Source organism: Nonomuraea sp. 3-1Str, from assembly GCF_031570565.1.
GTDB lineage: Bacteria > Actinomycetota > Actinomycetes > Streptosporangiales > Streptosporangiaceae > Nonomuraea.
Genome location: NZ_JALHBK010000011.1, coordinates 218,248 through 241,904 on the forward strand (window position 1 = coordinate 218,248; position 23,657 = coordinate 241,904).

Consider the following 23,657-nt stretch of genomic DNA (forward strand, 5'->3'; position numbering starts at 1 on the left):
GACGGCCCGTGACGGGCGGCGTAGCACCATGGACAGGGGACAGCCGACGTCCGGGGAGGTCGCCGCGATGGCCGTGACATTCGAGCACCAGGGCCCGTCCAGGGCCTCCCGCTACCTGCCCATCGCCGAGCACGGCCTGATCGGCGACCTGCGGACCGTCGCCCTGGTCGGCACCGACGGCACCATCGACTGGTACTGCTGCCCGTCCTTCGACTCGCCCAGCGTCTTCGCCTCCATCCTGGACGCGGACCGGGGCGGCGCGTTCGAGCTGTGCGCCACCGTCCCCGCGCGGACCAAGCAGTTCTACTTCCCCGACACGAACGTGCTGATCACCCGCTTCTTCACCGGGGACGGGGTGGGCGAGATCCAGGACTTTATGCCGGTGACCGGCGGCGAGACGGAAGCCGACCGGCACCGTCTGATCCGCCGCGTCCTCTGCGTGCGCGGGCAGATCCCCTTCCGGGCGCGGGTGGCGCCCCGGTTCGGCTACGGCGCCGAGCCGCACGAACTGACCCGGCGCGACGGCCTCGTCGTCTTCTCCTCCGCCGCCCTGTCGCTCGCGCTGACCGCCACGGTCCCCGTCGAGTGCGACGAACGCGACGCGCATGCCGACTTCACGCTGCAGGAGGGCGAGTCCGCGGTGTTCGCGCTGGACCGGGTCCGCGCCGACGTGTCGCCGCGCGGCTGCCCGCACGAGGAGGCGGAGCACGAGTTCAACGCCACGGTACGGTTCTGGCGGCGCTGGCTGTCCGCCTCGCGCTACCGCGGCCGCTGGCGGGAGATGGTGCACCGCTCGGCGCTCACTCTCAAGCTCCTCACGTACGCGCCCACGGGGGCGATCGTCGCCGCGCCCACGACCAGCCTGCCCGAGCAGCTCGGCGGCGAGCGCAACTGGGACTACCGCTACCTGTGGGTACGCGACGCCGCCTTCGCCGTCTACGCGCTGCTGCGGCTGGGCTTCACCGGCGAGGCCGAGGCGTTCATGAGCTTCCTCACCCACCGCGTCTGCCGTCGCGAGGACGGCCCGTCCGGGCCCCTCCAGATCATGTACGGCATCGACGGCCGCACCGAGCTGCCCGAACGCGAGCTGACCCACCTGGAGGGACACCAGGGCTCGGCCCCCGTCCGCGTCGGCAACGCCGCCGCCGACCAGCTCCAGCTCGACATCTACGGCGCGCTCATCGACTCGATCTACCTCTACGACAAGTGGGGGCAGCCGATCTCCAGCGACCACTGGGACGACGTCTGCGCCCTGGTGGACTGGGTCTGCGCCCACTGGAACCAGCCGGACGAGGGCGTCTGGGAGACCCGCGGCGGGCGCAAGAACTTCCTGTACTCACGGCTGATGTGCTGGGTGGCGATCGAGCGGGCCATGCGGATGGCCCGCCGCCGCGGCCTGCCCGCCGACATCCCGCGCTGGCGCGACACCCGCGACATGATCTACCGGGAGCTCATGCGGCGCGGCTGGTCGCCCGCGCGGGGCGCGTTCGTGCAGCACGAGGACGACGACGTCCTCGACGCCGCCGTCCTGATGATGCCGATGGTCAAGTTCATCTCGCCGACGGACCCGAAGTGGCTGTCCACCCTCGACGCGCTCACCGCCGACCTGGTGTCGGACTCCCTCGTGTACCGCTACGACCCGGAGGCCAGCCCCGACGGGCTGCGGGGGGAGGAGGGCACGTTCTCGATCTGCTCGTTCTGGTACGTCGAGGCGCTCGTACGGGCGGGCCGCGTGGAGGAGGCCCGGCTGGCCTTCGAGAAGATGCTCACCTACGCCAACCACGTGGGCCTGTACGCCGAGGAGATCGGCCAGAACGGCGAGCAGCAGGGCAACTTCCCCCAGGCCTTCACCCACCTGGCCCTGATCAGCGCCGCCTTCAACCTGGACCGCGCCCTCGGCTGACTCCAGGACCACCGGTCACTGGCGGTTGTTGCGGCGGTGGATCAGGGAGAAGACCATGCCGACGATCCACACCACGAACAGGACCTTGAACACGCCCCACCCGCCGAAGATCATGCCCAGGACGAGGAACACCGCCAGCACCGGCAGGAACGGTTTCGGGCCGTGACGGCGGCCCTGGTGGCGCATGTCACGGTAGGCGCGGCGCATGTCGCGGTGGGCGTGGCGCCCCTGCTCCATCTGCTGCCGGTGCGCGTGCATCGCCGCCTTCCAGTCGTCCATGCCCGGGATCGGCGTCGCGGGCGGGCCGGGGTGGACGGCGGGGGAGCCGGGCAGGTCGGCCGTGACCTGCGCCAGGTCGCCGGCGGTGCGCGCGGCCAGCGCCCGGTCGAGGCGCTCGTCGAGCTCCTCGTGGTCCAGGCGGCCCTGCGCGAAGTGCTCGCGCAGGGCGGCCATCGTCTGCTCGCGTTCGGCGTCGCCGATGCGGAGATCCTTGGGGTCCATGGGAGGGGCCTCCCTCTCTCCGAGCCGGCTGTCCGTTGCGAAGCCGGTCATGCGGTCACTCCTCGCCCGGGTCGCCGTCGGCCAGGATCTGGTAGAGCTTGCGCCGGGTCTCTACCAGAGTCTTACGCGCTTCGCGGATCTGTGCGTCGGTTCCGGTCTGGAGAACCTGAACCATCGCGAAAGCGGACTGCCGGGCGATGTCCCACAGATCGGCTGCGTTGTCGTCGATGTCGGGGCGCATCTCGTCCCACGGGGTGCGGACCTCGTCGCCGTGGGCGTCGATGTACGCGCGGCCCTCGTCGGTGAGGCGGAAGGTCTTGCGGCCCTCGTTCTCCTCGGCGACGACCAGGCCCTCGTCGGTGAGCTGCTGCAGCGCCGGGTAGACGGCGCCGGGGCTGGGCTTCCAGCCGCCCTCGCTGCGCTCGGCGATCTCCTGGATGATCTGGTAGCCGTTGCGCGGCTCCTCGGAGAGCAGGGCCAGGATCGCGGCGCGCACGTCGCCCCGCTTGGCCTTGCGGCCCCGGCCGCCCCAGCCGCGGTGGCCGCCGAACGGCCCACCGGGACCGAACGGCCCGCCAGGCCCGAACGGGCCGCCCGGACCCCAGGGGCCCCGGCCGAACTCGGGCGGGAACGGACGCCGGGCGCGCGACCTCTCCTCGTGCGGGTGGTGGTGATCGTGGTGGCGGCGGTGTCCCGCCTCCTCCCAGGCTCCTGCCGTGGCCCTGAGCGCTCTGACGGCCTCGCGGGCGGCCCGCTTGAACTCACGCGCGTCGGGCCACTGCCCACCGGCTGCATGTGCTGTGGTCATGATATTTCCTCCTCTGAGATACCTCGCGACTGTTCGCGATGCTTCAACGATATATCGGAAGTATGTCGTCTGCAACGCTCCCGGCGGAGTGAGACACATCACGAAAAAGTCGCGGAATTCGGGAACAGGATCCGGAACGAGGTCGTTGTTCAGTGCAGACGAGGTCGTTCCGCGTCGGCAGGGCTGGGGGGTGCTGTCGCCGTGGAGACGACCTCGTCTGCGTTTCCGGACGAGTTCGTGGACGCATGTCGTGCGGGTACGGGACCGTTCCCGTACGGCACGCTCACCTGTCGTCGCTTTGCCGTACAGTCCGGATCATGATGGGGCACACGCACGCGATGACGGGGGCCATCGCATGGCTGGGGCTGGCGCCGGGGCTCGCGGCGCTGCCGATGGTGACGGAGTCGTCCCGGTTCATCGAGACGGGGATCATGGCCAACGCGCTGACCCCGGCGGAGCTCATCGCCGGCGCGCTCGTCTGCGCGGGCGCCGCGATGCTGCCCGACCTCGACCATCCCAGCGCGACGATCGCGCAGACGTTCGGCCCCGTGACGTGGCTGCTGAGCAAGGCGGTCTGCTGGGCGAGCGGCGGGCACCGGGGCGCCACGCACTCGCTGGTGTTCGCGGTCGCGCTGGGGTTCGGGGCGCACTGGCTGGCCGGCGCCTACCCGATCGGGCGCGACATCATGGTGGTGCTGCTCGTCGGGCTCGCCTTACGTGCCATCGGCATCGGCATCCCCGGTAATAAGCTCGGCTCGGCGCTGGTCAACATCGGTCTCACCGCCGGCCTGTACGCCGTCTTCCTCTCCCAGGGCGTCGGGTACGCGTGGCTCGGCATGGCCGTGGCCCTCGGCTGCCTGATCCACGTGGTGGGCGACTGCATGACCGAGCGCGGCTGCCCGGTGCTCTGGCCGATGTCGGTGAAGTTCGTGCTGCCGTGGAAGATCGGCATCAAGACCGGCAAGAAGTTCGAGCAGAAGATCCTCGCGCCCGTGCTGTCGATCGCCATCATCGCCCTGCTGTTCCTGCGCCTCGCCCCCGTGTAGCCCGCCCCGAGTCCCCTCGCGGCCCGGCCGGAGTCCCTGTGCGGCCCGCCCGGAGTCCCCGTGTGATCAGGCCGAACTCCTCTCCTGGGCCTCCACTCTCGCCGTTTAACTTGATGTCGAGATACTTTTCGCGATATCTTGACGTCGAGACACCGCTGCAACCGCCGGTTAGGGTCACCTAACGTGCTGATCAGTCCCGGGGTGCGGCAGGATTCAACTGGGAGCGAATCCGGCATAGCGCGCGGAATGCCGCGGGCAGGCAGCCGCGAGCGTCCCCACGATCACGCACTGGTCTATGGAGGAGGCGAATCACCGTGTCCGCGAACAGCTTCGGCAGCCGTGACACGCTACGCGTCGGCGACGCGTCGTATGAGATTTTCCGGCTGGACGCCGTCGAGGGCGCTGCCCGCCTCCCGTACAGCCTGAAGATCCTGCTGGAGAACCTGCTCCGCACCGAGGACGGCGCCAACATCACCGCCGACCACATCCGGGCGCTCGGCGAGTGGGACCCGAGCGCGGCCCCCAGCGTCGAGATCCAGTTCACCCCCGGCCGCGTCATCATGCAGGACTTCACCGGCGTTCCGTGCGTCGTCGACCTGGCCACCATGCGCGAGGCCGTGCGCGACCTCGGCGGCGACGCGGCCCGCATCAACCCGCTGGCCCCCGCCGAGATGGTCATCGACCACTCGGTCATCGTCGACTACTTCGGCCACCCCGACGCCTTCCGGCGCAACGTCGAGCGGGAGTACGAGCGCAACCGCGAGCGCTACCAGTTCCTGCGCTGGGGCCAGACCGCCTTCGACGAGTTCAAGGTCGTCCCGCCCGGCACCGGCATCGTGCACCAGGTCAACATCGAGCACCTGGCCCGCGTGGTCATGGTCCGCGACGGCAAGGCGTACCCCGACACCTGCGTCGGCACCGACTCCCACACCACGATGGAGAACGGGATCGGCGTCCTCGGCTGGGGCGTCGGCGGCATCGAGGCCGAGGCCGCGATGCTCGGCCAGCCGATCTCCATGCTGATCCCGCGTGTGGTCGGCTTCAAGCTGAGCGGCAAGCTGCCGGCCGGCGCCACCGCCACCGACCTGGTGCTGACCATCACCGAGAAGCTGCGCAAGCACGGCGTGGTCGGCAAGTTCGTCGAGTTCTACGGCGAGGGCGTCTCGTCCGTGCCGCTGGCCGACCGGGCCACGATCGGCAACATGAGCCCCGAGTTCGGCTCCACCTGCGCGATCTTCCCGATCGACGGCCAGACCGTCGACTACCTGCGCCTCACCGGCCGCTCCGAGGAGCAGATCGCCCTCGTCGAGGCGTACGCCAAGGCCCAGGGCCTGTGGCTGGACCCGTCCGCCGACGAGCCGGTCTTCTCCGAGTACCTGGAGCTCGACCTCGGCACGGTCGTCCCGTCGATCGCCGGCCCGAAGCGCCCGCAGGACCGCATCGCGCTCTCCGAGGCGAAGAGCGCCTGGCGCGCGGCCGTCAAGGACTACGCGCCGAGCGTCCTCGGCCCCGCGGACGAGGCGTCCGACGAGTCGTTCCCGGCCTCGGACTCGCCCGCGATCAGCCACGACAGCGACGGCGACCAGCCGCACGCCGCCGCGCTCAACGGCTCCCGCCCGCACAAGAAGGTGCCGGTGACCCTGGCCGACGGCACCTCGTTCGAGATCGACCACGGCATCGTCGCCATCGCCGCGATCACCTCGTGCACCAACACCTCCAACCCGTACGTCATGCTCGGCGCCGCCCTGCTGGCCCGCAACGCGGTGGAGAAGGGCCTGACCCGCAAGCCGTGGGTCAAGACCTCGCTGGCGCCCGGCTCGCAGGTCGTCACCGGCTACTTCGAGCGCTCGGGCCTCCAGCCGTACCTCGACAAGATCGGCTTCAACCTCGTCGGCTACGGCTGCACCACCTGCATCGGCAACTCGGGCCCGCTGCCCGAGGAGATCTCCGAGGCGGTCCAGGCCAACGACCTCGCGGTCACCGCCGTGCTGTCCGGCAACCGCAACTTCGAGGGCCGCATCAACCCCGACGTCAAGATGAACTACCTGGCCTCGCCGCCGCTCGTCGTGGCGTACGCGCTGGCCGGGACCATGGACATCGACCTCGACAACGAGCCGCTCGGCACGGGCGCCGACGGGCAGCCGGTGTTCCTGCGCGACATCTGGCCGTCGCCGGAGGAGATCTCGGCCGTCGTCACCTCCTCGATCGGCCGCGACATGTTCGAGCGCGACTACGCCGACGTGTTCAAGGGCGACGACCACTGGCGGTCGCTGCCGATCCCCACCGGCGACACGTTCGAGTGGGACCCGTCGTCCACGTACGTCCGCAAGGCCCCGTACTTCGACGGCATGCCGGAGAAGCCCGAGCCCGTCACCGACATCGCCGGCGCCCGGGTGCTGGTCAAGGTGGGCGACTCGGTCACCACCGACCACATCTCGCCGGCCGGCTCCATCAAGGCCGGCACCCCGGCCGCGCAGTACCTCCAGGCCAACGGGGTCGAGGTCAAGGACTTCAACTCGTACGGCTCGCGGCGCGGCAACCACGAGGTGATGATCCGCGGCACGTTCGCCAACATCCGCCTGCGCAACCAGATCGCGCCGGGCACCGAGGGCGGCTACACCCGCGACTTCACCCAGGCCGACGCCCCGGTGTCGTTCATCTACGACGCCTCCGTCAACTACGCCGCCGCCGGCACGCCGCTCGTGGTGCTGGCCGGCAAGGAGTACGGCTCGGGCTCCTCGCGCGACTGGGCGGCCAAGGGCACGGCGCTGCTCGGCGTCCGCGCCGTCATCGCCGAGTCGTACGAGCGCATCCACCGCTCCAACCTCATCGGCATGGGGGTGCTCCCGCTGCAGTTCCCCGAGGGCGCCACGGCCGAGTCGCTGGGGCTGACGGGCGAGGAGACGTTCGACATCACCGGTGTGGAGGAGCTCAACAAGGGCGGCATCCCGCGGACCGTGCACGTGAAGGCCGGGGACGTCGAGTTCGACGCGGTGGTCCGCATCGACACGCCGGGCGAGGCCGACTACTACCGGCACGGCGGCATCATGCAGTACGTGCTGCGCTCGCTGCTCGCCAAGTAACGCGCGTCGAGGACGCCGCCCCCGCGATCCGGGGGCGGCGTCCTCGCATGTCAGCGGTCCATGGTGCGGTAGCGGTGCACGGCCAGCGGCAGGAACACCACGAGGATCCCCACCGACCAGACCAGGCTCGCGGTCACCGGATGCTGGAGCGGCCAGGCCGGGGAGACCGAGGTGGGGTTGCCGAAGAGGCCGCGGGTGGCGGCGACGACGGCGCTCATGGGGTTCCAGTCGGCGACGGGCTTGAGCCAGACCGGCAGCCCCTCGGTGGGGACGAACGTGTTGGCCAGGAACGTCATCGGGAACAGCCAGCCGAACGTGGCCGCGTCCGCCTGCGCGCCGCTCTTGATCCACAAGCCGATGTACGTGCCCACCCAGATCATCGCGAACCCGAACAACGCCAGCAGCCCGAACGCCGCCACCGTGTCGCCGAGGCTCCCGTGCGCCCGCCACCCGGCGATCACCACTCCGGCCAGCACCATGGCGGCCAGCGACAGCAGGTGCATCGACAGGTCGGCCACGCTGCGCCCGACGAGCACGGCGCTGCGGGCGATGGGCTGGGCACGGAACCTGTCGATGATCCCGCGCGCCATGTCCTCGCCCACGGTGGTGGCGGCCGAGGTCGCGGTCATGGCCATGACCTGCATGAAGATGCCGGGCATGAGGAAGCTCCGATAGTCGCCCCCGCCGGGCAGGACGATCGCGCTGCCGAAGACGTAACCGAACAGCACCGTCATGATCACGGGGAACACCAGGAACGCGACGATCTCGCCAGGCTGGGCCTTCAGCCGCGAGTAGGTGCGGCCCGCGATGGTGAGGGAGTCGAGCAGGGACCAGCGCAGGGTCTCGTACATCGATGGGCTCCTTTCAGGCCGTCAGGCGGAGGAAGACCTCGTCGAGGGTGGGCCGCCGCAGCGTCAGGTCCTCCACGGGGATGCCGGCCGCGTCCAGCGCGCCGGCGATGCGGATGAGCGACTGCGCGCCGTCGGCCGCGGGAACGGTCACCCGCCGACCCTCGGCGCTCTCGACCTCCGGTGTCCCGGTGCTCCGCAGCAGCCGCAGCCCCGTGTCGACGTCTCCGGGTCGCCGGAAGACGATCTGCACCCGGTCGCCGCCGATCGTCCGCTTCAGCTCTTCGGGCGAGCCCGCGGCGGCCACGGCGCCCTCCCTGAGCACCACGACCTGGTCCGCCAGCTGGTCGGCCTCGTCCAGGTACTGGGTGGTCAGCAGGAGCGTGGTGCCCTCCTTGACCAGGTCGCGCAGCAGCTCCCACAGCTGCATCCGGCTGCGCGGGTCGAGCCCGGTGGTGGGCTCGTCCATGAACAGCACCGGCGGTGACACGATCAGGCTCGCGGCCAGGTCGAGCCGCCGCCGCATGCCCCCGGAGTACTCCTTGACCGGCCGCCGCGCCGCCTCCGCCAGTCCGAACCGTTCCAGCAGCTCGTCGGCCCTGCGCCGCGCCTGCGCCCGGGACAGGTGGTAGAGCCGCGCGAACATCTCCAGGTTGCGCCGGCCGGTGAGCAGCTCGTCCACGGCGGCGTGCTGGCCGGCCAGGCCGATGCGGAAGCGCAGGCGCGCCGCGTCACGCACCACGTCGAGCCCGTCCACCTCGGCGCGGCCGCCGCCGGGACGCAGCAGCGTGGTGAGGATGCGCACGACCGTGGTCTTGCCCGCGCCGTTCGGCCCGAGCAGGCCGCACACCGTGCCCCGTTCGACGTGCAGGTCGATGCCCTTGAGCGCCTCCTGGTCCCCGTACCGCTTGCGCAAGCCCTCCACCCGGATCATCCGAGCCTCCTTAACGGCGTTAAATCTAACATCGTTAAGGATGCTTGAACGGCGTTAAGCTGTCAACCGTGGCACTGGAGAAGAACACCATCGTCGCGACCGCGCTGCGGCTGCTCGACGAGGGCGGGCTCGACAAGCTCACCCTGCGGCGGCTGGCCGGCGAGCTGGGCGTGCAGGCCCCCGCCCTCTACTGGCACTTCCGGAGCAAGCAGGAACTGCTGGACGCCATGGCGGCGCAGATGGTGAGTGAGCAGCCCGCGCGGCCCGTGTTCACCGACCCGGCGCGGTGGCGGGAGTGGGTCGCCGACCGCGCCCGGGGCGACCGCGCGATGCTGAACTCCCGCCGCGACGGTGCCCGGCTGGCCGCGGGGACCCGGCCGTCGCCCGAGCTGTTCGCGCTGGTCGAGCGGGCGGTGGCGGCGCTGGAGTCGGCCGGGTTCACGGCGGAGGACGCCATGCTGGGGCTGTCCTCGGTCAGCGGGTACGTCGCCGGCTTCGTACTGGAGGAGCAGGCCGACCGGGCACGGGACGACGCCGAGGGACCGCCCGACGAGGAGGAGCTCGCGCGGGCGTACCCGCGGCTGATGGCGGCCCTGGAGCGGATCGGCGACCCCCAGGGCGACCGGGCCTTCGAGGGCGGGCTCGCGCTCATCCTCGACGGGCTGGAACGGCGGCTGGCCTCCCGCGGCTCCTCCGGCGTCCCGGGTCCGGCCGAGTGAAACCTGTCGAAGGCGTGCCGGTCCCTCGGGTCGGCCCCGCCTCTGGAAAGATGGGAGACCGCCACCCGGCGAAGCTCGAATTCGCCGGGTGGCGTTCGTTCACAGCATCCGTCTGAGCATCGCGACCGCTTCGGCCACGATCTCCTCGGACGCATTGCCGATGAAGAAGTCGAACCGGTCCGGCGAGATGGCGCGGACCTGCTCCACCATCGCCCAGCTGGTCTTCGTCAGACCTGTGCCATCGCACCCCACTCGGACATGGGTGAGATAGCCGCGCTCGCGGGTCGTCAGCGGAACCGCGAACACGAGGCCCAGCTTCGAGCGGTTGAGGCGGTCGTTGCTGAGGATCATTGCGGGCCGGTCGTAGCCCTGCTCGCGGCCGGCGGGGGCGCCGAACTGTGCGAACCAGATGTCACCTTGGGCCAGTTTCATGCTTCTCCTCGGGGAATGTGATCAGGCCCTCCCACTCCGGCGCGATGCGGCGCGAGCGTGGCGGGGGGCCCAGGACGAGCTCGCGTTCGGCGAGATACTCGGCCCAGCTCTGCGGGTCCTCGCGCTGGGTCCGTTCAATCTGCTCATCGAGCTCCTGCCAGAAATGCTTGTGTTCGTAGTCCGTGATGGCGTCTATGAGCACCTCAGTCATGGTCCGGCCCTCCTTACGGGCGATACGGGCTAGGCGGTCTCTTGTGGTGACGCTGACGCGGATCGTCGTCGCTTTGGGCTTCATCGGCATACTCCAGAGGCTACGTCGGCGTCTACGAGCGACCATATCTGTTGATGATTACTCTCGCATATCATTCGGTGACTGAGGGTAAGAATGGTTGACTGCTCCGCATGGCTTCTACGGTGTTAATCCTTTTTGTCGGTGGTTTGGCGGTTTTCGTGGGTGCGGTCGTCCAGGGCAGTGTGGGCTTCGGTCTCGGACTGGTGGCCGCGCCCGTGCTCACCATGCTCGACCCCGGCGTGATGCCCGGGGCGATGCAGGTGGCGAACATGACGCTGCCGCTGCTGACCCTGGCCGCCGAGTGGCGGAGGGTGGACTGGCGTGGCCTCGGCTTCGCCGTCCTGGGCAGGCTGCCGGGCAGCGTGGTCGGCGCGGTGATCGTGGTCCAGGTGTCCGTCCATACGCTGGGCGTTTTCGTCGGGGTGATGGTGCTGGTGGCGGTCGGCCTGACGGCGAGCGCGCTCGCCGTCCCGCGCAACGGCGCGACGATCGCCGGGGCGGGGTTCCTCTCGGGCGTCACCGGCACCGCCACCGGCATCGGCGGCCCGCCGATCGCGCTGGTCTACCAGCACGCCAAGGGGCCGCAGATCCGCGCGACGCTGGCCATGTTCTTCTTCCTGAGCGCCGGCCAGTCGCTGGTCCTGCTCGCCGTGGTGGACCGGCTGCCCTCGCGCGCCCTGGTGACGGGCGCCGCGCTGCTCGTGCCGATGGCGCTGGGGTTCGCGGTGTCGGGGCCGCTGCGGCGCTACCTCGACGGCGGCAAGGTCCGGACCGCGGTCCTGGCCGTGGCCGCCACGTCGGCGGCGGCACTGATAGCCCAGAGCCTCGCCACCTGACCACCGACTGAGGGAAACGCCTGCTTGCTGTGTCCACGTGAGCGACAGGTGGCGACTGAGCCTGTGAACGATGGTCGTTGCGGCTCACTACGATTCCGCCATGCTTTTCGATCTTCTGCGGTACGTATTCCTGGTTGCGTTCATACTCCTGTTCGCGGGCGTTCTCTCGGCCGGGGCCATCCCCGCCGCGCTGCTCTCCGCCTCGCCCCACCGCCCCAGGTTCATGGGCCGGGGGTTTGTCGTCGTGGGTCTGTTCGTGTCGTTCGCCGGCGCCTTGTTGATGGGGCTCAGCGCGTGGCTGGCGCGTGCGGATTCGCGTTACGGCATCATCGAATACCTGGGGATGCTGGTGATCGCCCTCGTCGGCGCGGGTCTGCTCGTCGCCGGTCTCGGCCCGCTGCCTTCGTGGCTGCTGCGGCTCACCGGTGCGTACGCGGAACGGCTGCCGTCGGCCTTGCGCCTCGCGGTCCGCGACCTGGCTCGTCGTCGTGTTCGCGTAGTGCTCGCGATCACGCTGGCGATGATGGCGAGCGCCGTCGGCATCGCGCTGACGGTCATCGCGGTCGGCGAAACGACGCAGAGCAGGGCCGCGTACTCTCCCCAGGCCCGGCCGGGCACCTTGTCGGTGCGGCCGAACGCCTTGTTGGCGCAGCCCTTCTCGGCGGCCGACGCGGGCACCGTACGAGCGGCGATCGAGCGGGAGTTACCCGGGGTGCCGATCGCCCAGAGCGAGCTCCCTTCGGCCCCCTCCTGGTACTTCCGCGCGAGCGCGGAGAACGTCGAGATACCGGAGGAGGCCGTCTACCGGAATCAGGCCATCGGTGATGAGAAGCTGCTGCGGTACCTCACGGGCGATCAGTCGACGCCGTACGAGGAAGGCACGGCCGTGGTGATCACGTCAGCCGACGTGAAGGTCGACTCGGTCGAGCTCTCCTACGAGATCAACGAGAACGACGAGACGACGACGGCCAGGACTGTCCGGGCGGTCCTCGCCAGGGCCGCCGACCCGCACATGGAGACGATCTTCGTGCCCTCGAAGATCGTCCGGGACCTCGGCTACCAGCTCCGACCGGGCGAGCTGATCGTCGACCCCTCTCTCCGCCGGGTCACGGCGCAGGAGCAGGAGCGCCTCGACGACCGGCTGGACGACGCGGTCGCGGAGACGTACGTCGAGCGGGGCTTCGAGGCTTCGACCGGAAGGTGGTTCGTCGTCGCGGCGGCATTCCTCGTCGCCCTCGCGTGCGCGCCGGCCGCCGGCTTCGGCGAGGCCGCGAACGGGCGCCAGAGCCGGGTGCTGAGGCGGGCCGGCAACGGATCGGCCATGGCCTTCCGGTGGTTCTGCGCCTTCCGCGCGGGCCTGAGCGTCCTGTGCGGAACGGTCCTTGGCGCGGTCGCCGGATGTCCCGCCGGGATGTTGCTGCTGTGGCCCCTGACGGCGCCCACCACGTGGGACGAACCGGTACGGGTGCCGTTCGAGACCCCCTGGCCGTTGATCGTGGCCTTCGTCGCCGGCCTGCCCCTCCTCGCCGCCGTCCTCGGTGCGCTGCTCGCCCGCGCGCAGTCGCACCCTCCCACAGCGGCCGCGCCTCGACGCTGAAACGGGTGAACGCCTGCGGTGTCGGGGCCGCTGCGGCGCTACCTCGACGGCGGCAAGGTCCGGACCGCGGTCCTGGCCGTGGCCGCCACGTCGGCGGCGGCACTGATAGCCCAGAGCCTCGCCACCTGACCTCTCGCGGGAAAGCGCTTGCGCGCGGCCGCAGCGTGAACGGCAGGTGGCCGGCAGAGCCGCCCGTGTTGAGGGGGCGTTTCTGGATTGTTACCGGGAACAACAAACTCCCCCTTCTGGGGGTCTTCCAAAGCAGGCTACGGCGGAATACGTTGCCGCAAACAACATTCATCCGGGCCCCTCCGGAAGAAAGGACCCTGCACATGCGCAAGGGGATCCTCAGCACGACCGCCGCGGCCGCCGCGCTCGCCCTCGGTCTCACCGCCTGCGGGGGCGACGGCGGTCAGAGCACGACCGGCGCCACGGCACAGGCATCACCACAGCAGAAGACCGGGAAGATCGGTGTGATCCTGCCCGACAGCAAGTCCTCGGCCCGCTGGGAGACGGCGGACCGCAAGTACCTGGAGGAGGCGTTCAAGGCCGCCGGGGTGCAGTACGACATCCAGAACGCCCAGAACGACAAGACCGCCTTCCAGACCATCGCCGACCAGATGATGACCAACGGCGCCACGGTGCTGATGATCGTCAACCTGGACAGCGGAACCGGCAAGACGGTGATCGACAAGGCCCGCTCGCAGGGCGTGGTCACCATCGACTACGACCGGCTCACCCTGGGCGGAGGCGCCGCCTACTACGTCAGCTTCGACAACACCAAGGTCGGCCAGCTCCAGGGCGAGGGCCTGAGCAAGTGCCTGACCGACAAGAAGGCCGACAAGCCGATCGTGGCCTACCTCAACGGCTCGCCGACCGACAACAACGCCACCCTGTTCAAGGCCGGCTACGACGGCGTGCTCAAGCCCAAGTTCGACTCCGGCGAGTACGTCAAGGGCCCCGAGCAGTCCGTCCCCGACTGGGACAACACCCAGGCCGGCACGCTGTTCGAGCAGATGCTCACCACGCAGCCGAAGATCGCCGGCGTGCTCGCCGCCAACGACGGCCTCGGCAACGCCGCCATCACCGTGCTGAAGAAGAACAAGCTCAACGGCAAGGTGCCGGTCACCGGCCAGGACGCCACCGTCCAGGGCCTGCAGAACATCCTCGTGGGCGACCAGTGCATGACCGTCTACAAGGCCGTCAAGAAGGAGGCCGACGCCGCCTCCAAGCTCGCGGTCGCGCTGGCCAAGGGCGAGAAGCCGGCGGCGAGCGGCAGCGTCAAGGACCCCGAGTCCGGCCAGGACGTGCCGGCCGAGCTGATGGAGCCGGTGGCCATCACGTTCGACACGGTCAAGGACGTGGTCGCCGACGGCTACGTCACCAAGGAGGAGCTGTGCACGGGTGACTTCGCCGCCAAGTGCACCGAGGCAGGAATCCAGTAACGAAGCTCATCCGGGGCGCGGCCGGCGCCGCCCGGCCGCGCCCCTGCCCGAGGGAGACCCATGACCCCCCTGCTCGAAGCGCGCGGGATCGACAAGAGCTTCGGCCCCGTGAAGGTCCTGCACGACGTGACGTTCTCCGCCTACGCCGGCGAGGTGACCGCCCTCGTCGGCGACAACGGCGCCGGCAAGTCGACGCTGGTCAAGTGCATCGGCGGCATCCACCCCATCGACAACGGCGAGCTGCTCTTCGACGGGCGTCCCGTCCAGGTGAACGGCCCGCGCGACGCCGGCGAGCTCGGCATCGAGATCGTCTACCAGGACCTGGCGCTCTGCGACAACCTGGACATCGTCCAGAACATGTTCCTCGGCCGGGAGCGCCGCCGCGGCATCGTGCTGGACGAGGACTCCATGGAGGAGCTCGCCGAGCAGACCCTGAGCGGCCTGTCCGTCCGCACGGTCAAGTCCATCCGCCAGCAGGTCTCCAGCCTGTCCGGCGGCCAGCGCCAGACCGTCGCCATCGCCAAGGCCGTGCTGTGGGACAGCAAGGTCGTCATCCTCGACGAGCCGACCGCGGCGCTGGGCGTCGCCCAGACCGCGCAGGTGCTGGAGCTGGTGCGCCGGCTCGCCGACAACGGCCTGGCCGTCGTCCTCATCTCGCACAACATGAACGACGTCTTCGCCGTCTCCGACCGGATCGCGGCGCTCTACCTCGGCAGGATGGCCGCCCAGGTCAGGACCGCCGACGTGACGCACGCCCAGGTCGTCGAACTGATCACTTCGGGCCGCAGCGGAGATCTCGGCCTCAGGAACGGGGTCATCTGATGAGCAAGGTCAAGGAGCTTCCCGGCGAGGCGGTGGTGACGGCGGTGCGCTCGCCGTCGATCGGCCACAGCGCCCGCGCCTACACCGAGAGGGTGCGGGCCGGCGACATGGGCGCGCTGCCCGCCGTCCTCGGGCTGGTGGTGCTGTGCACGGCCTTCGCCCTGGCCCGGCCCGCGTTCCTCAGCGCCATCAACTTCGCCAACCTCTTCACCCAGGGCGCGGCGATCACCGTGATCGCCATGGGCCTGGTGTTCGTGCTGCTCATCGGCGAGATCGACCTGTCGGCCGGCTTCAGCAGCGGCGTCTGCGCGGCCGTCCTCGCGGTCACGCTGACCAACATGGGGCTGCCCTGGTACGTCGGCGTGCTCGCCGCGATCGTCACCGGCACGGTCATCGGCACCGTGCTCGGCACGCTCGTCGCCAAGGTCGGCATCCCGTCGTTCGTGGTGACGCTGGCCGCCTTCCTCGCCTTCCAGGGGCTCGTGCTGGTCCTGGTCAACGAGGGCACGAACATCTCCATCAACGACCCCGTCATCAAGGCCGTCGCGCAGCGCAACCTGCCGCCCGCGCTGGGCTGGGCGCTGTATGCGGCCTCCGTCCTCGCCTACGCCGGGTTGCAGGTGCTGCGGTCGCGCAAGCGGGCCGCGCGCGGCCTGGTGGCCGATCCGCCGTCGCTCATCGCCGCCCGGGTCGGCGCCCTGGCCGTCCTCGCCGGCCTGGCCGTGTACGCGCTGAACCTGGAGCGCAGCTTCAACCCGGCGTTCGCCTCGCTCAAGGGCGTGCCGATCGTCGTGCCGGTCATCCTCGCGCTGCTGGTGCTGTGGACGTTCGTGCTGCGGCGCACCGCGTTCGGCCGGCACGTGTACGCGGTCGGCGGCAACGCCGAGGCGGCGCGCCGGGCGGGCATCGCGGTCGACCGGATCCGGGTGAGCGCGTTCGTGATCTGCTCCTCGATGGCGGCCGTCGGCGGCATCGTGGCCGCCTCCCGGGCCAGCTCGGTGGACCCGAACACGGGCGGCAGCTCCGTGCTGCTGTACGCGGTGGGCGCGGCGGTGATCGGCGGCACGAGCCTGTTCGGCGGCAAGGGCCGGGTGCTGGACGCGGTGCTGGGCGGCGCGGTCATCGCGGTCATCGACAACGGCATGGCCCTCATGCAGTACGGCTCCAGCGTCAAGTACCTGGTCACCGGCTTCGTCCTGCTGCTGGCGGCGGGTGTGGATGCCGTGGCGCGCAAGCGGGCGGCCGCCGCTGGTCTAAGGTGATCAGCGACTTTCCGTCGTTCAAGGATGCTCAGACGATGCGTGCCGGCCCCTCACAGGAGGACATCAGGCGTCACAACCTCGGCGCCCTGCTGCGCCATGTCCACCTCGGGGGGCCGATCTCGCGGGCCGAGCTGACCGCCAAGATGGGGCTGAACCGCAGCACCATCATGGCCCTGACCTCCGATCTCACGGCCGCCGGCCTGGTGCGCGAGGAATTGCCGCGCGAGACCGGGCGCGCGGGCCGTCCCTCGCTGGTGGTGCGGCCGGAGTCGTCGCGGGTGTACGTGTTCGCCTTCGACGTGGGCCCGGACCGGCTGGCGGCGGCCCGGGTGGGGCTGGGCGGCGCGATCCTGGACCGCCGGGAGACGTCGCGCCGCCGCGTGCCGTTCGACCTGGACGAGCTGGCCGGGGCGCTGGCGGGCTTCGCGCGGCAGATGCGGCGCAAGACACGCGCGGACACCGTGTGCGTCGGCGCCGCCGCGGCCGTGTCCGGAGGCGTGCGCAGGGACGACGGAGTGATCATGTTCGGCCCGAACCTGGGCGCCGAGGCGGTGCCGTTCGGTGAGGAGCTGGGCCGCCGGCTGGGCCTGGGGCTGCCGGTGAGCGTGGGCAACGACGCCAACCTGGCGGCGCTGGCCGAGCACAGCCGCGGCGTGGCCGTCGCCGTGCGCGACCTCATCTACCTGCACGGGGACGTCGGCATCGGCGGCGGCATCATCACCGGCGGCCACCTGCTGGGCGGCCACGACGGCTACGGCGGCGAGGTCGGCCACATGGTGGTCAACCCGGGCGGCCGGCCGTGCGGCTGCGGGTCGCGCGGCTGCCTGGAGGCCGAGGTGGGGGAGCGGGCCCTGCTGGAGGCCGCCGGGCGTGGTCCTGGGCCGGCGCCGGCCGGGGAGCCCGTGGGCCGTCAGGGGCGCGAGGCGGTGCGGGCCGTGGTGGACGCGGCCGACCGGGGCGACATCGTGGCGCAGGAGGCGCTCAAGCGGGTGGGCGACTGGCTGGGCCTGGGCGTCGCCAACCTGGTCAACATCTTCAACCCCGAGATGGTCATCTTCGGGGGCATGCTGCGTGAGGTGTACCTGGGCTCGGCGGCCCAGGTGCGCAGCCGGCTCGCGACGCACGCGATGGGCCCGCAGCGGGAGCGGCTACGGCTGCGCACCTCGGCCCTGGCCGACGACGCGACGCTCGTGGGCGCGGCCGAGCTGGCCTTCGCCCACGTGCTGGCCGATCCCCTGGAGGTCCTGGCCCGCGTGACCGGCTGAGACCGTCCAGGGGACCGGGGCCGTCAGGAGACGCGGGCGGACGACGCCGTCCAGGTGTTGCAGGAGCCGGCCGAGCCGCTGGAGTAGCCGCGGTCCTGCCAGTAGGCGAGGTTGCGCGGCTTGCCGTGGACCTTGCTCTCCTCGGCCTCGCGGACGGCGCCGATCCACTGGTCCCACGTGATGCCGGGGTCGACGGAGTCGAGGGCGGCGCTGTAGAAGACGCCGGCGAAGCACTCGGCCTGCATCTCCAGCCGGTGGCTGAGGACGGTGCGGGCGCTGCCGCCGGATCGCCAGTAGAGGCGGTTCTGCTCGTCGAGCATGCCGGTGAGCTGCTGCACGTGGTGGCCCCACTCGTGGGCGACGGAGTGGGCGATGTTCATCTTGAACGGGTCGGTGAGGTCCCGCTTCATGATGCGGATGGCGACGGTGCGCTGGGCGGGGCAGTACTGGGCGCCGTTGCTGGTGATCCTGCCGCAGACCGAGGAGCTGCCCGTGGTGATCGTCACCCTCGGCGAGGTGTAGCGCAGGCCGGCGGCCTTGAACCGGATGGCCCAGAAGCGGTCCGCGCAGCGGGCCATCGCGCGGTGGAACGTCTTGAGCGAGGCGGCGCTGCCCTCACGGATCTCCGGGATGGGGCAGGACAGCGGCGCGGCGGTGCCGGAGCGGTAGATCCGGTTCTCGGCCAGGACGGCGGGGGGCACCGCGGCCGCGTGGGGAACGCCGGAGGCGGCCTGTGCCGCCGTGGAGGCCGCTGCGGAGGCCGCCGCGGGGCCCGCCGCGGTCTGCGCGCCGGCCGTAGCGGGCGTGACCAGACCCGCGATCACGCAGACCGACGCTGCGACAAGGGGTATACGCACGATCGCGGATACTAGACCAGTTGATGGTGATTTGGTGGGCTGTCTGGGGAAAGGCCGGAAACGCGAGACGCGGCCGCGCCCCGAAGGACGCGACCGCGCCGGCGAATACCGTGAACGGGGGTCGCTAGGCGACCGCGCGGGACGAGGCGGCCCAGGTGTTGCAGGAGCCCGGGGAGGCCGAGCCGTAGCCGCGGTTCATCCAGTACGCCTGCGACGAGCCCCTGCCGTGGTCGTTCTGCGGCCAGGCCTTGCCGCCGTTCTTGCGGAACCAGTCGACCGTGTAGTCCCACTCCGACGGGTCGATCGGGAGCGTGTCCTCGATCGTCCGCATGAAGACGGAGGAGAAGCACTCGGCCTGCAGCTCGGAGCGGCGCGAGAGCTGGAGCTGACCCGCCTTGGAGGCGCGGGCGCGGGCCGGCCAGTAGTAGTTCCAGATGCCGGAGATCTGCTGCACGTGGTGCCCGTACTCGTGCGCCATGAGGCGGGTGATGCCCAGCGCGAACGGGTCACGCAGCTGCGTCTTGGTCACGAGCATGTACATCGTGCGGTCGACGGAGCAGTAGACGCCGTCGGCGCCGGTGCTCCACGGGCCGCAGGGCGTGCGCAGCTTGCGGGTGATGATGCGCAGACGCGGCTTGCTGAACGACAGCTTCGCCTTGCGGAACTGGGTCGACCACGACGCGTTCAGGCAGTTCGTCACCTTGGTGAGGAACCGCTTGTAGGCGGCGGTGCTGCCCTTGGGCAGACTGCCGGGGGAGCAGTGGGAGTCCGCGAGCGTCCCGGTCTTGTACAGGGGGTTGGCGGTGGCGGCCGCCTTGCCGCGCGGCGGCGCGGCGAGCTGCTGGGCCTGCTGGCCGGAGTTCTGGACCTGCTGCTGGGCCTGCTGTCCGGCGGTGTTGACGGGGTCGGTCTGTGCTGCCGCCGTGCCCGCGCCGACCAGCGAGGCGAGCACGCCGGTGGCCACGAGAGTCGTCAGCTTCCTCATGGGGAGAGTCTTCATAGTGAGGGAAAGACTAGGTCAAGATCGGACATATGTGGGTGGAATTGACTCGATGGAGTCAGCGAGGCATCCACGAACTAGACTTCAAGCCGTTGGCGCACAGGAGCAGAGGGGATGCATCCGTGAGCGGGTTGCTGGGCTCGGTTGAGGGACCGCACGACGTCAAATGGCTCGATGCCGAGGAGCTGCCGGGACTGGCGAACGAGATCCGCGACCTGCTCGTCGACTGCTGCTCCCGCTTCGGCGGGCACCTCGGCCCCAACCTGGGTGTGGTGGAGCTCACCATCGCGATCCACCGGGTGTTCGACTCACCCCGCGACCCGGTCATCTGGGACACCGGCCACCAGGCGTACGTCCACAAGCTGCTCACCGGCCGGGCCGCCGGCTTCGGCGCGCTGAAGCAGGAGGGCGGCCTGTCCGGCTACCCGAGCCAGGCCGAGTCCGAGCACGACTTCGTCGAGAACTCCCACGCCTCCACCGCCCTGTCCTACGCCGACGGCCTGGCCAAGGCGTTCAAGCTGCGCGGCGAGCGCGACCGCACGGCCGTCGCCGTGATCGGCGACGGCGCGCTCACCGGCGGCATGGCCTGGGAGGCGCTCAACAACATCGCCGCGGTCAAGGACCTCCCGCTCGTCATCGTCGTCAACGACAACGGCCGCTCCTACTCGCCGACCATCGGCGGGCTCGCCTCCCACCTGTCCAAACTGCGGGTCACGCGCCGCTACGAGGACTTCCTCGAGTACGTCAAGGAGAAGATCGGCAACGTCCCGGTCCTGTACGACGCGCTGCACGGCTTCAAGAAGGGCGTCAAGGACGTCCTGGCCCCGCAGGTCATGTTCGAGGACCTCGGCCTGAAGTACGTCGGCCCCATCGACGGCCACGACGAGCAGGCCATGGAGGCCGCCCTGCGCACCGCCCGCGACTTCCGCGGCCCGGTCATCGTGCACGCCCTCACCCAGAAGGGCCGCGGCTACTCCCCGGCCGAGAACCACGACGAGGACCAGTTCCACTCGCCCGGCGCCTTCGACCGGGTGACCGGCGCGGAGAAGCCCAAGGGCCGCATCTGGACCGACGTCTTCAGCGAGGAGCTGGTCCGGCTCGGCAAGGACCGGGAGGACATCGTCGCGATCACCGCCGCCATGCTGCACCCGACCGGCCTGGCCGCCTTCGCCGACGCCTTCCCCGACCGCACCTACGACGTCGGCATCGCCGAGCAGCACGCGCTGACCAGCGCGGCCGGCCTGGCGCTCGGCGGCCTGCACCCGGTCGTCGCCGTCTACGCCACCTTCCTCAACCGCGCCTTCGACCAGCTCCTCATGGACGTCGCCCTGCACCGGCTGCCGGTCACCGTGGTCCTCGACCGGGCGGGCGTCACCGGCGACGACGGCGCCAGCCACAACGGCATGTGGGACCTGTCGATCCTCCAGGTCGTGCCCGGCCTGCGGATCGCCGTGCCGCGCGACGGCGAGCGCCTGGCCGAGCTGCTGCAGGAGGCCGTGTCCGTCACCGACGGTCCCACGGTCGTCCGCTTCCCCAAGGGCCCGGTGGCCGCGCCGATCGAGGCGGCCGGGCGGCTCGGCGAGATGGACGTCCTGCGCGCCGGCGACGCCGACGTGCTGATCGTCGCCGTCGGCCCGATGGCCCAGGCGTGCCTGGACGCCGCGGTGCTGCTCGACGCCCAGGGCATCTCGGCGACCGTGGTCGACCCGCGCTGGGTCAAGCCGCTCGACGAGGCCCTCGTGCTCGCGGCGGGCGCCCACCGGCTGGTCGCGGTCGTCGAGGACAACGGCCGCGTCGGCGGCGTCGGCGACGCGGTGGCCCGGCTGCTGCGCGACGCCGACGTGGACGTGCCGGTCCGCACCTTCGGCATCCCGCAGGAGTTCCTCCAGCACGCCAAGCGGGCCGCGATCCTCGGCCGCGTCGGGCTCACCGGGCAGGACCTCGCCCGCCGGATCACCGAGGCGGTCGCCCGCCGCGACCAGCCCCTGAGGAGCCCGTCCGCCCAGCGCTGACCTCGGCGGACCTTGGCCGCGTCAGGTGCGCGCGCGGGTGCATGATGCCCGCGCGTGTGGGCAAGGTCACACTCGTGGACGTACTTCGCACGAAAACGGTTGAGCAGTCCATCAGCGACACCGAGGCACCGGAGCATCGGCTGCGCAAGCGCCTGACCGCCGTCGACCTGACCGTCTTCGGCATCGGCGTGATCGTCGGCACCGGTATCTTCGTGCTGACCGGACAGGTGGCCAAGCAGACGGCCGGACCGGCCGTGGCCATCGCCTTCGTCGTCTCCGCGATCGTCTGCGGCCTGGCGGCGCTGTGCTACGCCGAGTTCGCCTCCACGATCCCGGTGGCGGGCTCGGCGTACACCTTCTCCTTCGCCACGCTCGGTGAGCTGCCCGCCTGGATCATCGGCTGGGACCTCATGCTGGAGATGGCGCTGGCGGCCGCGGTGGTGGCGGTCGGCTGGTCGGGCTACTTCGCGTCGCTGCTGTCCTCGATCGGCCTGCCGCTGCCCGCGGCCATCTCCGGCGACGACCCGGTGGTCAACCTGCCGGCCATGATCGTGGTGCTCATCCTCACCGCGATCCTGGTGGCCGGCATCAAGCTCTCCTCGCGGGTCAACCAGGTCATCGTGGCGATCAAGGTCGCGGTGATCCTGCTCGTCATCGTGGCGGGGCTGTTCTTCATCAAGCCGGCGAACTACTCGCCGTTCATCCCGCCGCCGCAGGCCACGGAGCAGGTGGCCGGGCTCAAGGCGCCGCTGATCCAGGTCCTGTTCAACATCACGCCCGTCGCGTACGGCGTGATCGGCATCTTCTCGGCCGCGGCGGTCGTCTTCTTCGCCTTCATCGGCTTCGACATCGTCGCCACCGCCGCCGAGGAGACCATCAACCCGCAGCGCGACATGCCGCGCGGCATCATCGGCTCTCTCGCGATCTGCACGGTCCTGTACGTGGCCGTCTCGCTGGTCGTCGTGGGCATGCAGAACTACAAGACGCTCAGCACCTCGGCGCCGCTGGCCGACGCCTTCACCGCGGTCGGCCAGAAATGGGCGGCCGGGCTCATCAGCATCGGCGCGATCGCCGGGCTCACGACCGTGGTGATGATCCTCATGCTCGGCCAGACCCGGGTGCTGTTCGCCATGTGCCGTGACGGGCTGCTGCCGCGCACGCTGGCCAAGGTCCACCCGAGATTCGGCACGCCGGCCCGGCTCACGGTCATCATCGGGATCGTGTCGGCGCTGCTGTCCGGGTTCATCTCGCTGGGGGCGCTGGCCGAGCTGGTCAACATCGGCACGCTGTTCGCGTTCGTGGTGGTGTCGGCCGGCGTGATCATCCTGCGGCGCACGCGGCCCGACCTGCCCAGGGCGTTCCGCACGCCGCTGGTGCCGGTGCTGCCCATCGTGTCGGTGCTGGCCTGCTTCTACCTGATGCTCAACCTGCCGGTCGAGACGTGGCTGCGGTTCCTCATCTGGATGATCGTGGGCGCGGTGCTGTACTTCACCTACGGTTACCGGCACAGCCGGGTCGAGGCGGCCAAGACCCGGTAGGGGCGGGAGACGTGGGGGACGGTCTCCCGGCCCCCACGCGCTTCCCGTCCGTACGGCTGGCTCAGAAGGCGAACACTCCGTCGCCGGCCGCCTTGGCGCGGCACGAGTTGGCGAAGGTCGAGTGCAGCGCGATGTTGCGGCCCTGCCAGCGCCCCACCACGGCCACCTCGTACGGCTGCGAGATCCACGGGCAGGCGCTGCTGGACCGGCGCAGCGCCGACAGCCGGCCGTCCACGGCCCGGAGCCGGTCACAGGCCACCTCCGGGTTCGGGTGGTCGCCGCCGTCCGGGTCGCAGCGCAGCACGTACGTCTGCGGCTCCTGGCCGGACGCCGTCACGGTGATCCGCAGGGCCGTCCGCCCGTCCTGCGCCGCCATGGCCGGCAGGGCGGCCGCCATCAGGAAGGCCCCGCACAGCGCGGTTACCTTGAGCGATCTCATGCCTGTCCTCTCCGTCGT

The 23,657-nt window shown here is 70.6% G+C and carries 21 protein-coding genes; 12 read left to right on the forward strand and 9 right to left on the reverse strand.

Translation table 11 applies throughout. The features are described 5' to 3' along the window. Positions 1-67 precede the first annotated feature (67 nt). Positions 68-1,903 (forward strand): glycoside hydrolase family 15 protein, encoded by a 1,836-nt coding sequence (locus tag MTP10_RS19900; RefSeq protein WP_310710978.1) that lies wholly within the window; start codon positions 68-70, stop codon positions 1,901-1,903. A 15-nt stretch (positions 1,904-1,918) separates the two neighbouring features. Here the strand turns inward: MTP10_RS19900 and MTP10_RS19905 are convergent, their stop codons facing one another. Both MTP10_RS19905 and MTP10_RS19910 read right to left on the reverse strand, forming a co-directional pair. After that, a complete protein-coding gene (locus tag MTP10_RS19905) occupies positions 1,919-2,404 on the reverse strand; it encodes a DUF1707 domain-containing protein (protein ID WP_310710979.1) in 486 nt (161 codons plus the stop codon). A gap of 55 nt (positions 2,405-2,459) precedes the next feature. After that, entirely contained in the window at positions 2,460-3,212 is a 753-nt protein-coding gene (locus tag MTP10_RS19910; protein ID WP_310710980.1) for a PadR family transcriptional regulator, read from the reverse strand. A gap of 317 nt (positions 3,213-3,529) precedes the next feature. Here MTP10_RS19910 and MTP10_RS19915 point away from each other — a divergent pair, with 317 nt between their 5' ends. Both MTP10_RS19915 and acnA read left to right on the forward strand, forming a co-directional pair. Next, positions 3,530-4,258, forward strand: coding sequence for a metal-dependent hydrolase (locus tag MTP10_RS19915; RefSeq protein WP_310710981.1), 729 nt, complete (start codon positions 3,530-3,532; stop codon positions 4,256-4,258). A 308-nt stretch (positions 4,259-4,566) separates the two neighbouring features. Beyond that, on the forward strand, positions 4,567-7,341 hold the full coding sequence (acnA, locus tag MTP10_RS19920; protein WP_397334482.1) for an aconitate hydratase AcnA: 2,775 nt from the start codon (positions 4,567-4,569) through the stop codon (positions 7,339-7,341). Positions 7,342-7,391: 50 nt separating this feature from the next. Here the strand turns inward: acnA and MTP10_RS19925 are convergent, their stop codons facing one another. Both MTP10_RS19925 and MTP10_RS19930 read right to left on the reverse strand, forming a co-directional pair. Continuing rightward, complete coding sequence (locus tag MTP10_RS19925) at positions 7,392-8,192, reverse strand: ABC transporter permease (protein WP_310710983.1); 801 nt, start codon at positions 8,190-8,192, stop codon at positions 7,392-7,394. Between the two features lie 13 nt (positions 8,193-8,205). After that, the gene (locus MTP10_RS19930; RefSeq protein ID WP_310710984.1) at positions 8,206-9,123 is read right to left on the reverse strand and encodes an ATP-binding cassette domain-containing protein; all 918 of its coding nucleotides are present in this window, start codon (positions 9,121-9,123) and stop codon (positions 8,206-8,208) included. Positions 9,124-9,191: 68 nt separating this feature from the next. Between MTP10_RS19930 and MTP10_RS19935 the strand changes: the two genes are divergently transcribed. Further along, positions 9,192-9,842: a TetR/AcrR family transcriptional regulator C-terminal domain-containing protein gene (locus tag MTP10_RS19935; protein ID WP_310710985.1), complete on the forward strand. Its 651-nt coding sequence runs from the start codon at positions 9,192-9,194 to the stop codon at positions 9,840-9,842. A gap of 99 nt (positions 9,843-9,941) precedes the next feature. Here the strand turns inward: MTP10_RS19935 and MTP10_RS19940 are convergent, their stop codons facing one another. Both MTP10_RS19940 and MTP10_RS19945 read right to left on the reverse strand, forming a co-directional pair. Then, positions 9,942-10,274 carry a type II toxin-antitoxin system PemK/MazF family toxin gene (locus tag MTP10_RS19940; RefSeq protein WP_310710986.1) on the reverse strand — a complete coding sequence of 111 codons (333 nt, stop codon included), beginning with the start codon at positions 10,272-10,274 and terminating at the stop codon, positions 9,942-9,944. Continuing rightward, a complete protein-coding gene (locus MTP10_RS19945) occupies positions 10,255-10,485 on the reverse strand; it encodes a hypothetical protein (protein ID WP_310710987.1) in 231 nt (76 codons plus the stop codon). Before MTP10_RS19945 ends, MTP10_RS19940 begins: the two co-directional genes overlap by 20 nt. A gap of 227 nt (positions 10,486-10,712) precedes the next feature. Between MTP10_RS19945 and MTP10_RS19950 the strand changes: the two genes are divergently transcribed. The 6 genes from MTP10_RS19950 to MTP10_RS19975 all read left to right on the forward strand — a co-directional run bounded on the left by MTP10_RS19950 (position 10,713) and on the right by MTP10_RS19975 (position 17,793). Further along, positions 10,713-11,402, forward strand: a complete 690-nt coding sequence (locus MTP10_RS19950; RefSeq protein WP_310710988.1) for a sulfite exporter TauE/SafE family protein — start codon at positions 10,713-10,715, stop codon at positions 11,400-11,402. Positions 11,403-11,502: 100 nt separating this feature from the next. After that, positions 11,503-12,999, forward strand: a complete 1,497-nt coding sequence (locus MTP10_RS19955) for a hypothetical protein (protein ID WP_310710989.1) — start codon at positions 11,503-11,505, stop codon at positions 12,997-12,999. A 332-nt stretch (positions 13,000-13,331) separates the two neighbouring features. Next, positions 13,332-14,444, forward strand: a complete 1,113-nt coding sequence (locus MTP10_RS19960) for a substrate-binding domain-containing protein (RefSeq protein ID WP_310710990.1) — start codon at positions 13,332-13,334, stop codon at positions 14,442-14,444. 60 nt (positions 14,445-14,504) lie between these two features. Continuing rightward, a complete protein-coding gene (locus tag MTP10_RS19965; protein WP_310710991.1) occupies positions 14,505-15,266 on the forward strand; it encodes an ATP-binding cassette domain-containing protein in 762 nt (253 codons plus the stop codon). Further along, positions 15,266-16,528, forward strand: a complete 1,263-nt coding sequence (locus tag MTP10_RS19970) for an ABC transporter permease subunit (RefSeq protein ID WP_310710992.1) — start codon at positions 15,266-15,268, stop codon at positions 16,526-16,528. Before MTP10_RS19965 ends, MTP10_RS19970 begins: the two co-directional genes overlap by 1 nt. A gap of 35 nt (positions 16,529-16,563) precedes the next feature. Continuing rightward, entirely contained in the window at positions 16,564-17,793 is a 1,230-nt protein-coding gene (locus MTP10_RS19975; protein WP_310710993.1) for an ROK family transcriptional regulator, read from the forward strand. Positions 17,794-17,816: 23 nt separating this feature from the next. On the opposite strand, the gene MTP10_RS19980 is transcribed toward MTP10_RS19975, so the two are convergent. Then, positions 17,817-18,650, reverse strand: a complete 834-nt coding sequence (locus tag MTP10_RS19980; protein ID WP_310710994.1) for a neutral zinc metallopeptidase — start codon at positions 18,648-18,650, stop codon at positions 17,817-17,819. A gap of 124 nt (positions 18,651-18,774) precedes the next feature. After that, positions 18,775-19,635: a neutral zinc metallopeptidase gene (locus MTP10_RS19985; protein WP_310710995.1), complete on the reverse strand. Its 861-nt coding sequence runs from the start codon at positions 19,633-19,635 to the stop codon at positions 18,775-18,777. A 146-nt stretch (positions 19,636-19,781) separates the two neighbouring features. Between MTP10_RS19985 and dxs the strand changes: the two genes are divergently transcribed. Further along, the gene (gene dxs / locus MTP10_RS19990; protein WP_310711013.1) at positions 19,782-21,662 is read left to right on the forward strand and encodes a 1-deoxy-D-xylulose-5-phosphate synthase; all 1,881 of its coding nucleotides are present in this window, start codon (positions 19,782-19,784) and stop codon (positions 21,660-21,662) included. Between the two features lie 74 nt (positions 21,663-21,736). After that, the gene (locus MTP10_RS19995; RefSeq protein ID WP_310710996.1) at positions 21,737-23,200 is read left to right on the forward strand and encodes an amino acid permease; all 1,464 of its coding nucleotides are present in this window, start codon (positions 21,737-21,739) and stop codon (positions 23,198-23,200) included. A 61-nt stretch (positions 23,201-23,261) separates the two neighbouring features. On the opposite strand, the gene MTP10_RS20000 is transcribed toward MTP10_RS19995, so the two are convergent. Then, a complete protein-coding gene (locus MTP10_RS20000; protein ID WP_310710997.1) occupies positions 23,262-23,639 on the reverse strand; it encodes an SSI family serine proteinase inhibitor in 378 nt (125 codons plus the stop codon). Positions 23,640-23,657 lie beyond the last annotated feature (18 nt).

Coding starts and splice junctions, on each gene's coding strand:
- MTP10_RS19985 (WP_310710995.1), bottom strand. CDS start 19,635: ATGAGGAAGCTGACGACTCTCGTGGCCACCGGCGTGCTCGCCTCGCTG.
- MTP10_RS19960 (WP_310710990.1), top strand. CDS start 13,332: ATGCGCAAGGGGATCCTCAGCACGACCGCCGCGGCCGCCGCGCTCGCC.
- MTP10_RS19975 (WP_310710993.1), top strand. CDS start 16,564: ATGCGTGCCGGCCCCTCACAGGAGGACATCAGGCGTCACAACCTCGGC.
- MTP10_RS19910 (WP_310710980.1), bottom strand. CDS start 3,212: ATGACCACAGCACATGCAGCCGGTGGGCAGTGGCCCGACGCGCGTGAG.
- MTP10_RS19940 (WP_310710986.1), bottom strand. CDS start 10,274: ATGAAACTGGCCCAAGGTGACATCTGGTTCGCACAGTTCGGCGCCCCC.
- MTP10_RS19955 (WP_310710989.1), top strand. CDS start 11,503: ATGCTTTTCGATCTTCTGCGGTACGTATTCCTGGTTGCGTTCATACTC.
- MTP10_RS20000 (WP_310710997.1), bottom strand. CDS start 23,639: ATGAGATCGCTCAAGGTAACCGCGCTGTGCGGGGCCTTCCTGATGGCG.
- MTP10_RS19900 (WP_310710978.1), top strand. CDS start 68: ATGGCCGTGACATTCGAGCACCAGGGCCCGTCCAGGGCCTCCCGCTAC.
- MTP10_RS19945 (WP_310710987.1), bottom strand. CDS start 10,485: ATGACTGAGGTGCTCATAGACGCCATCACGGACTACGAACACAAGCAT.
- MTP10_RS19965 (WP_310710991.1), top strand. CDS start 14,505: ATGACCCCCCTGCTCGAAGCGCGCGGGATCGACAAGAGCTTCGGCCCC.
- MTP10_RS19970 (WP_310710992.1), top strand. CDS start 15,266: ATGAGCAAGGTCAAGGAGCTTCCCGGCGAGGCGGTGGTGACGGCGGTG.
- MTP10_RS19915 (WP_310710981.1), top strand. CDS start 3,530: ATGATGGGGCACACGCACGCGATGACGGGGGCCATCGCATGGCTGGGG.
- MTP10_RS19925 (WP_310710983.1), bottom strand. CDS start 8,192: ATGTACGAGACCCTGCGCTGGTCCCTGCTCGACTCCCTCACCATCGCG.
- MTP10_RS19905 (WP_310710979.1), bottom strand. CDS start 2,404: ATGGACCCCAAGGATCTCCGCATCGGCGACGCCGAACGCGAGCAGACG.
- MTP10_RS19930 (WP_310710984.1), bottom strand. CDS start 9,123: ATGATCCGGGTGGAGGGCTTGCGCAAGCGGTACGGGGACCAGGAGGCG.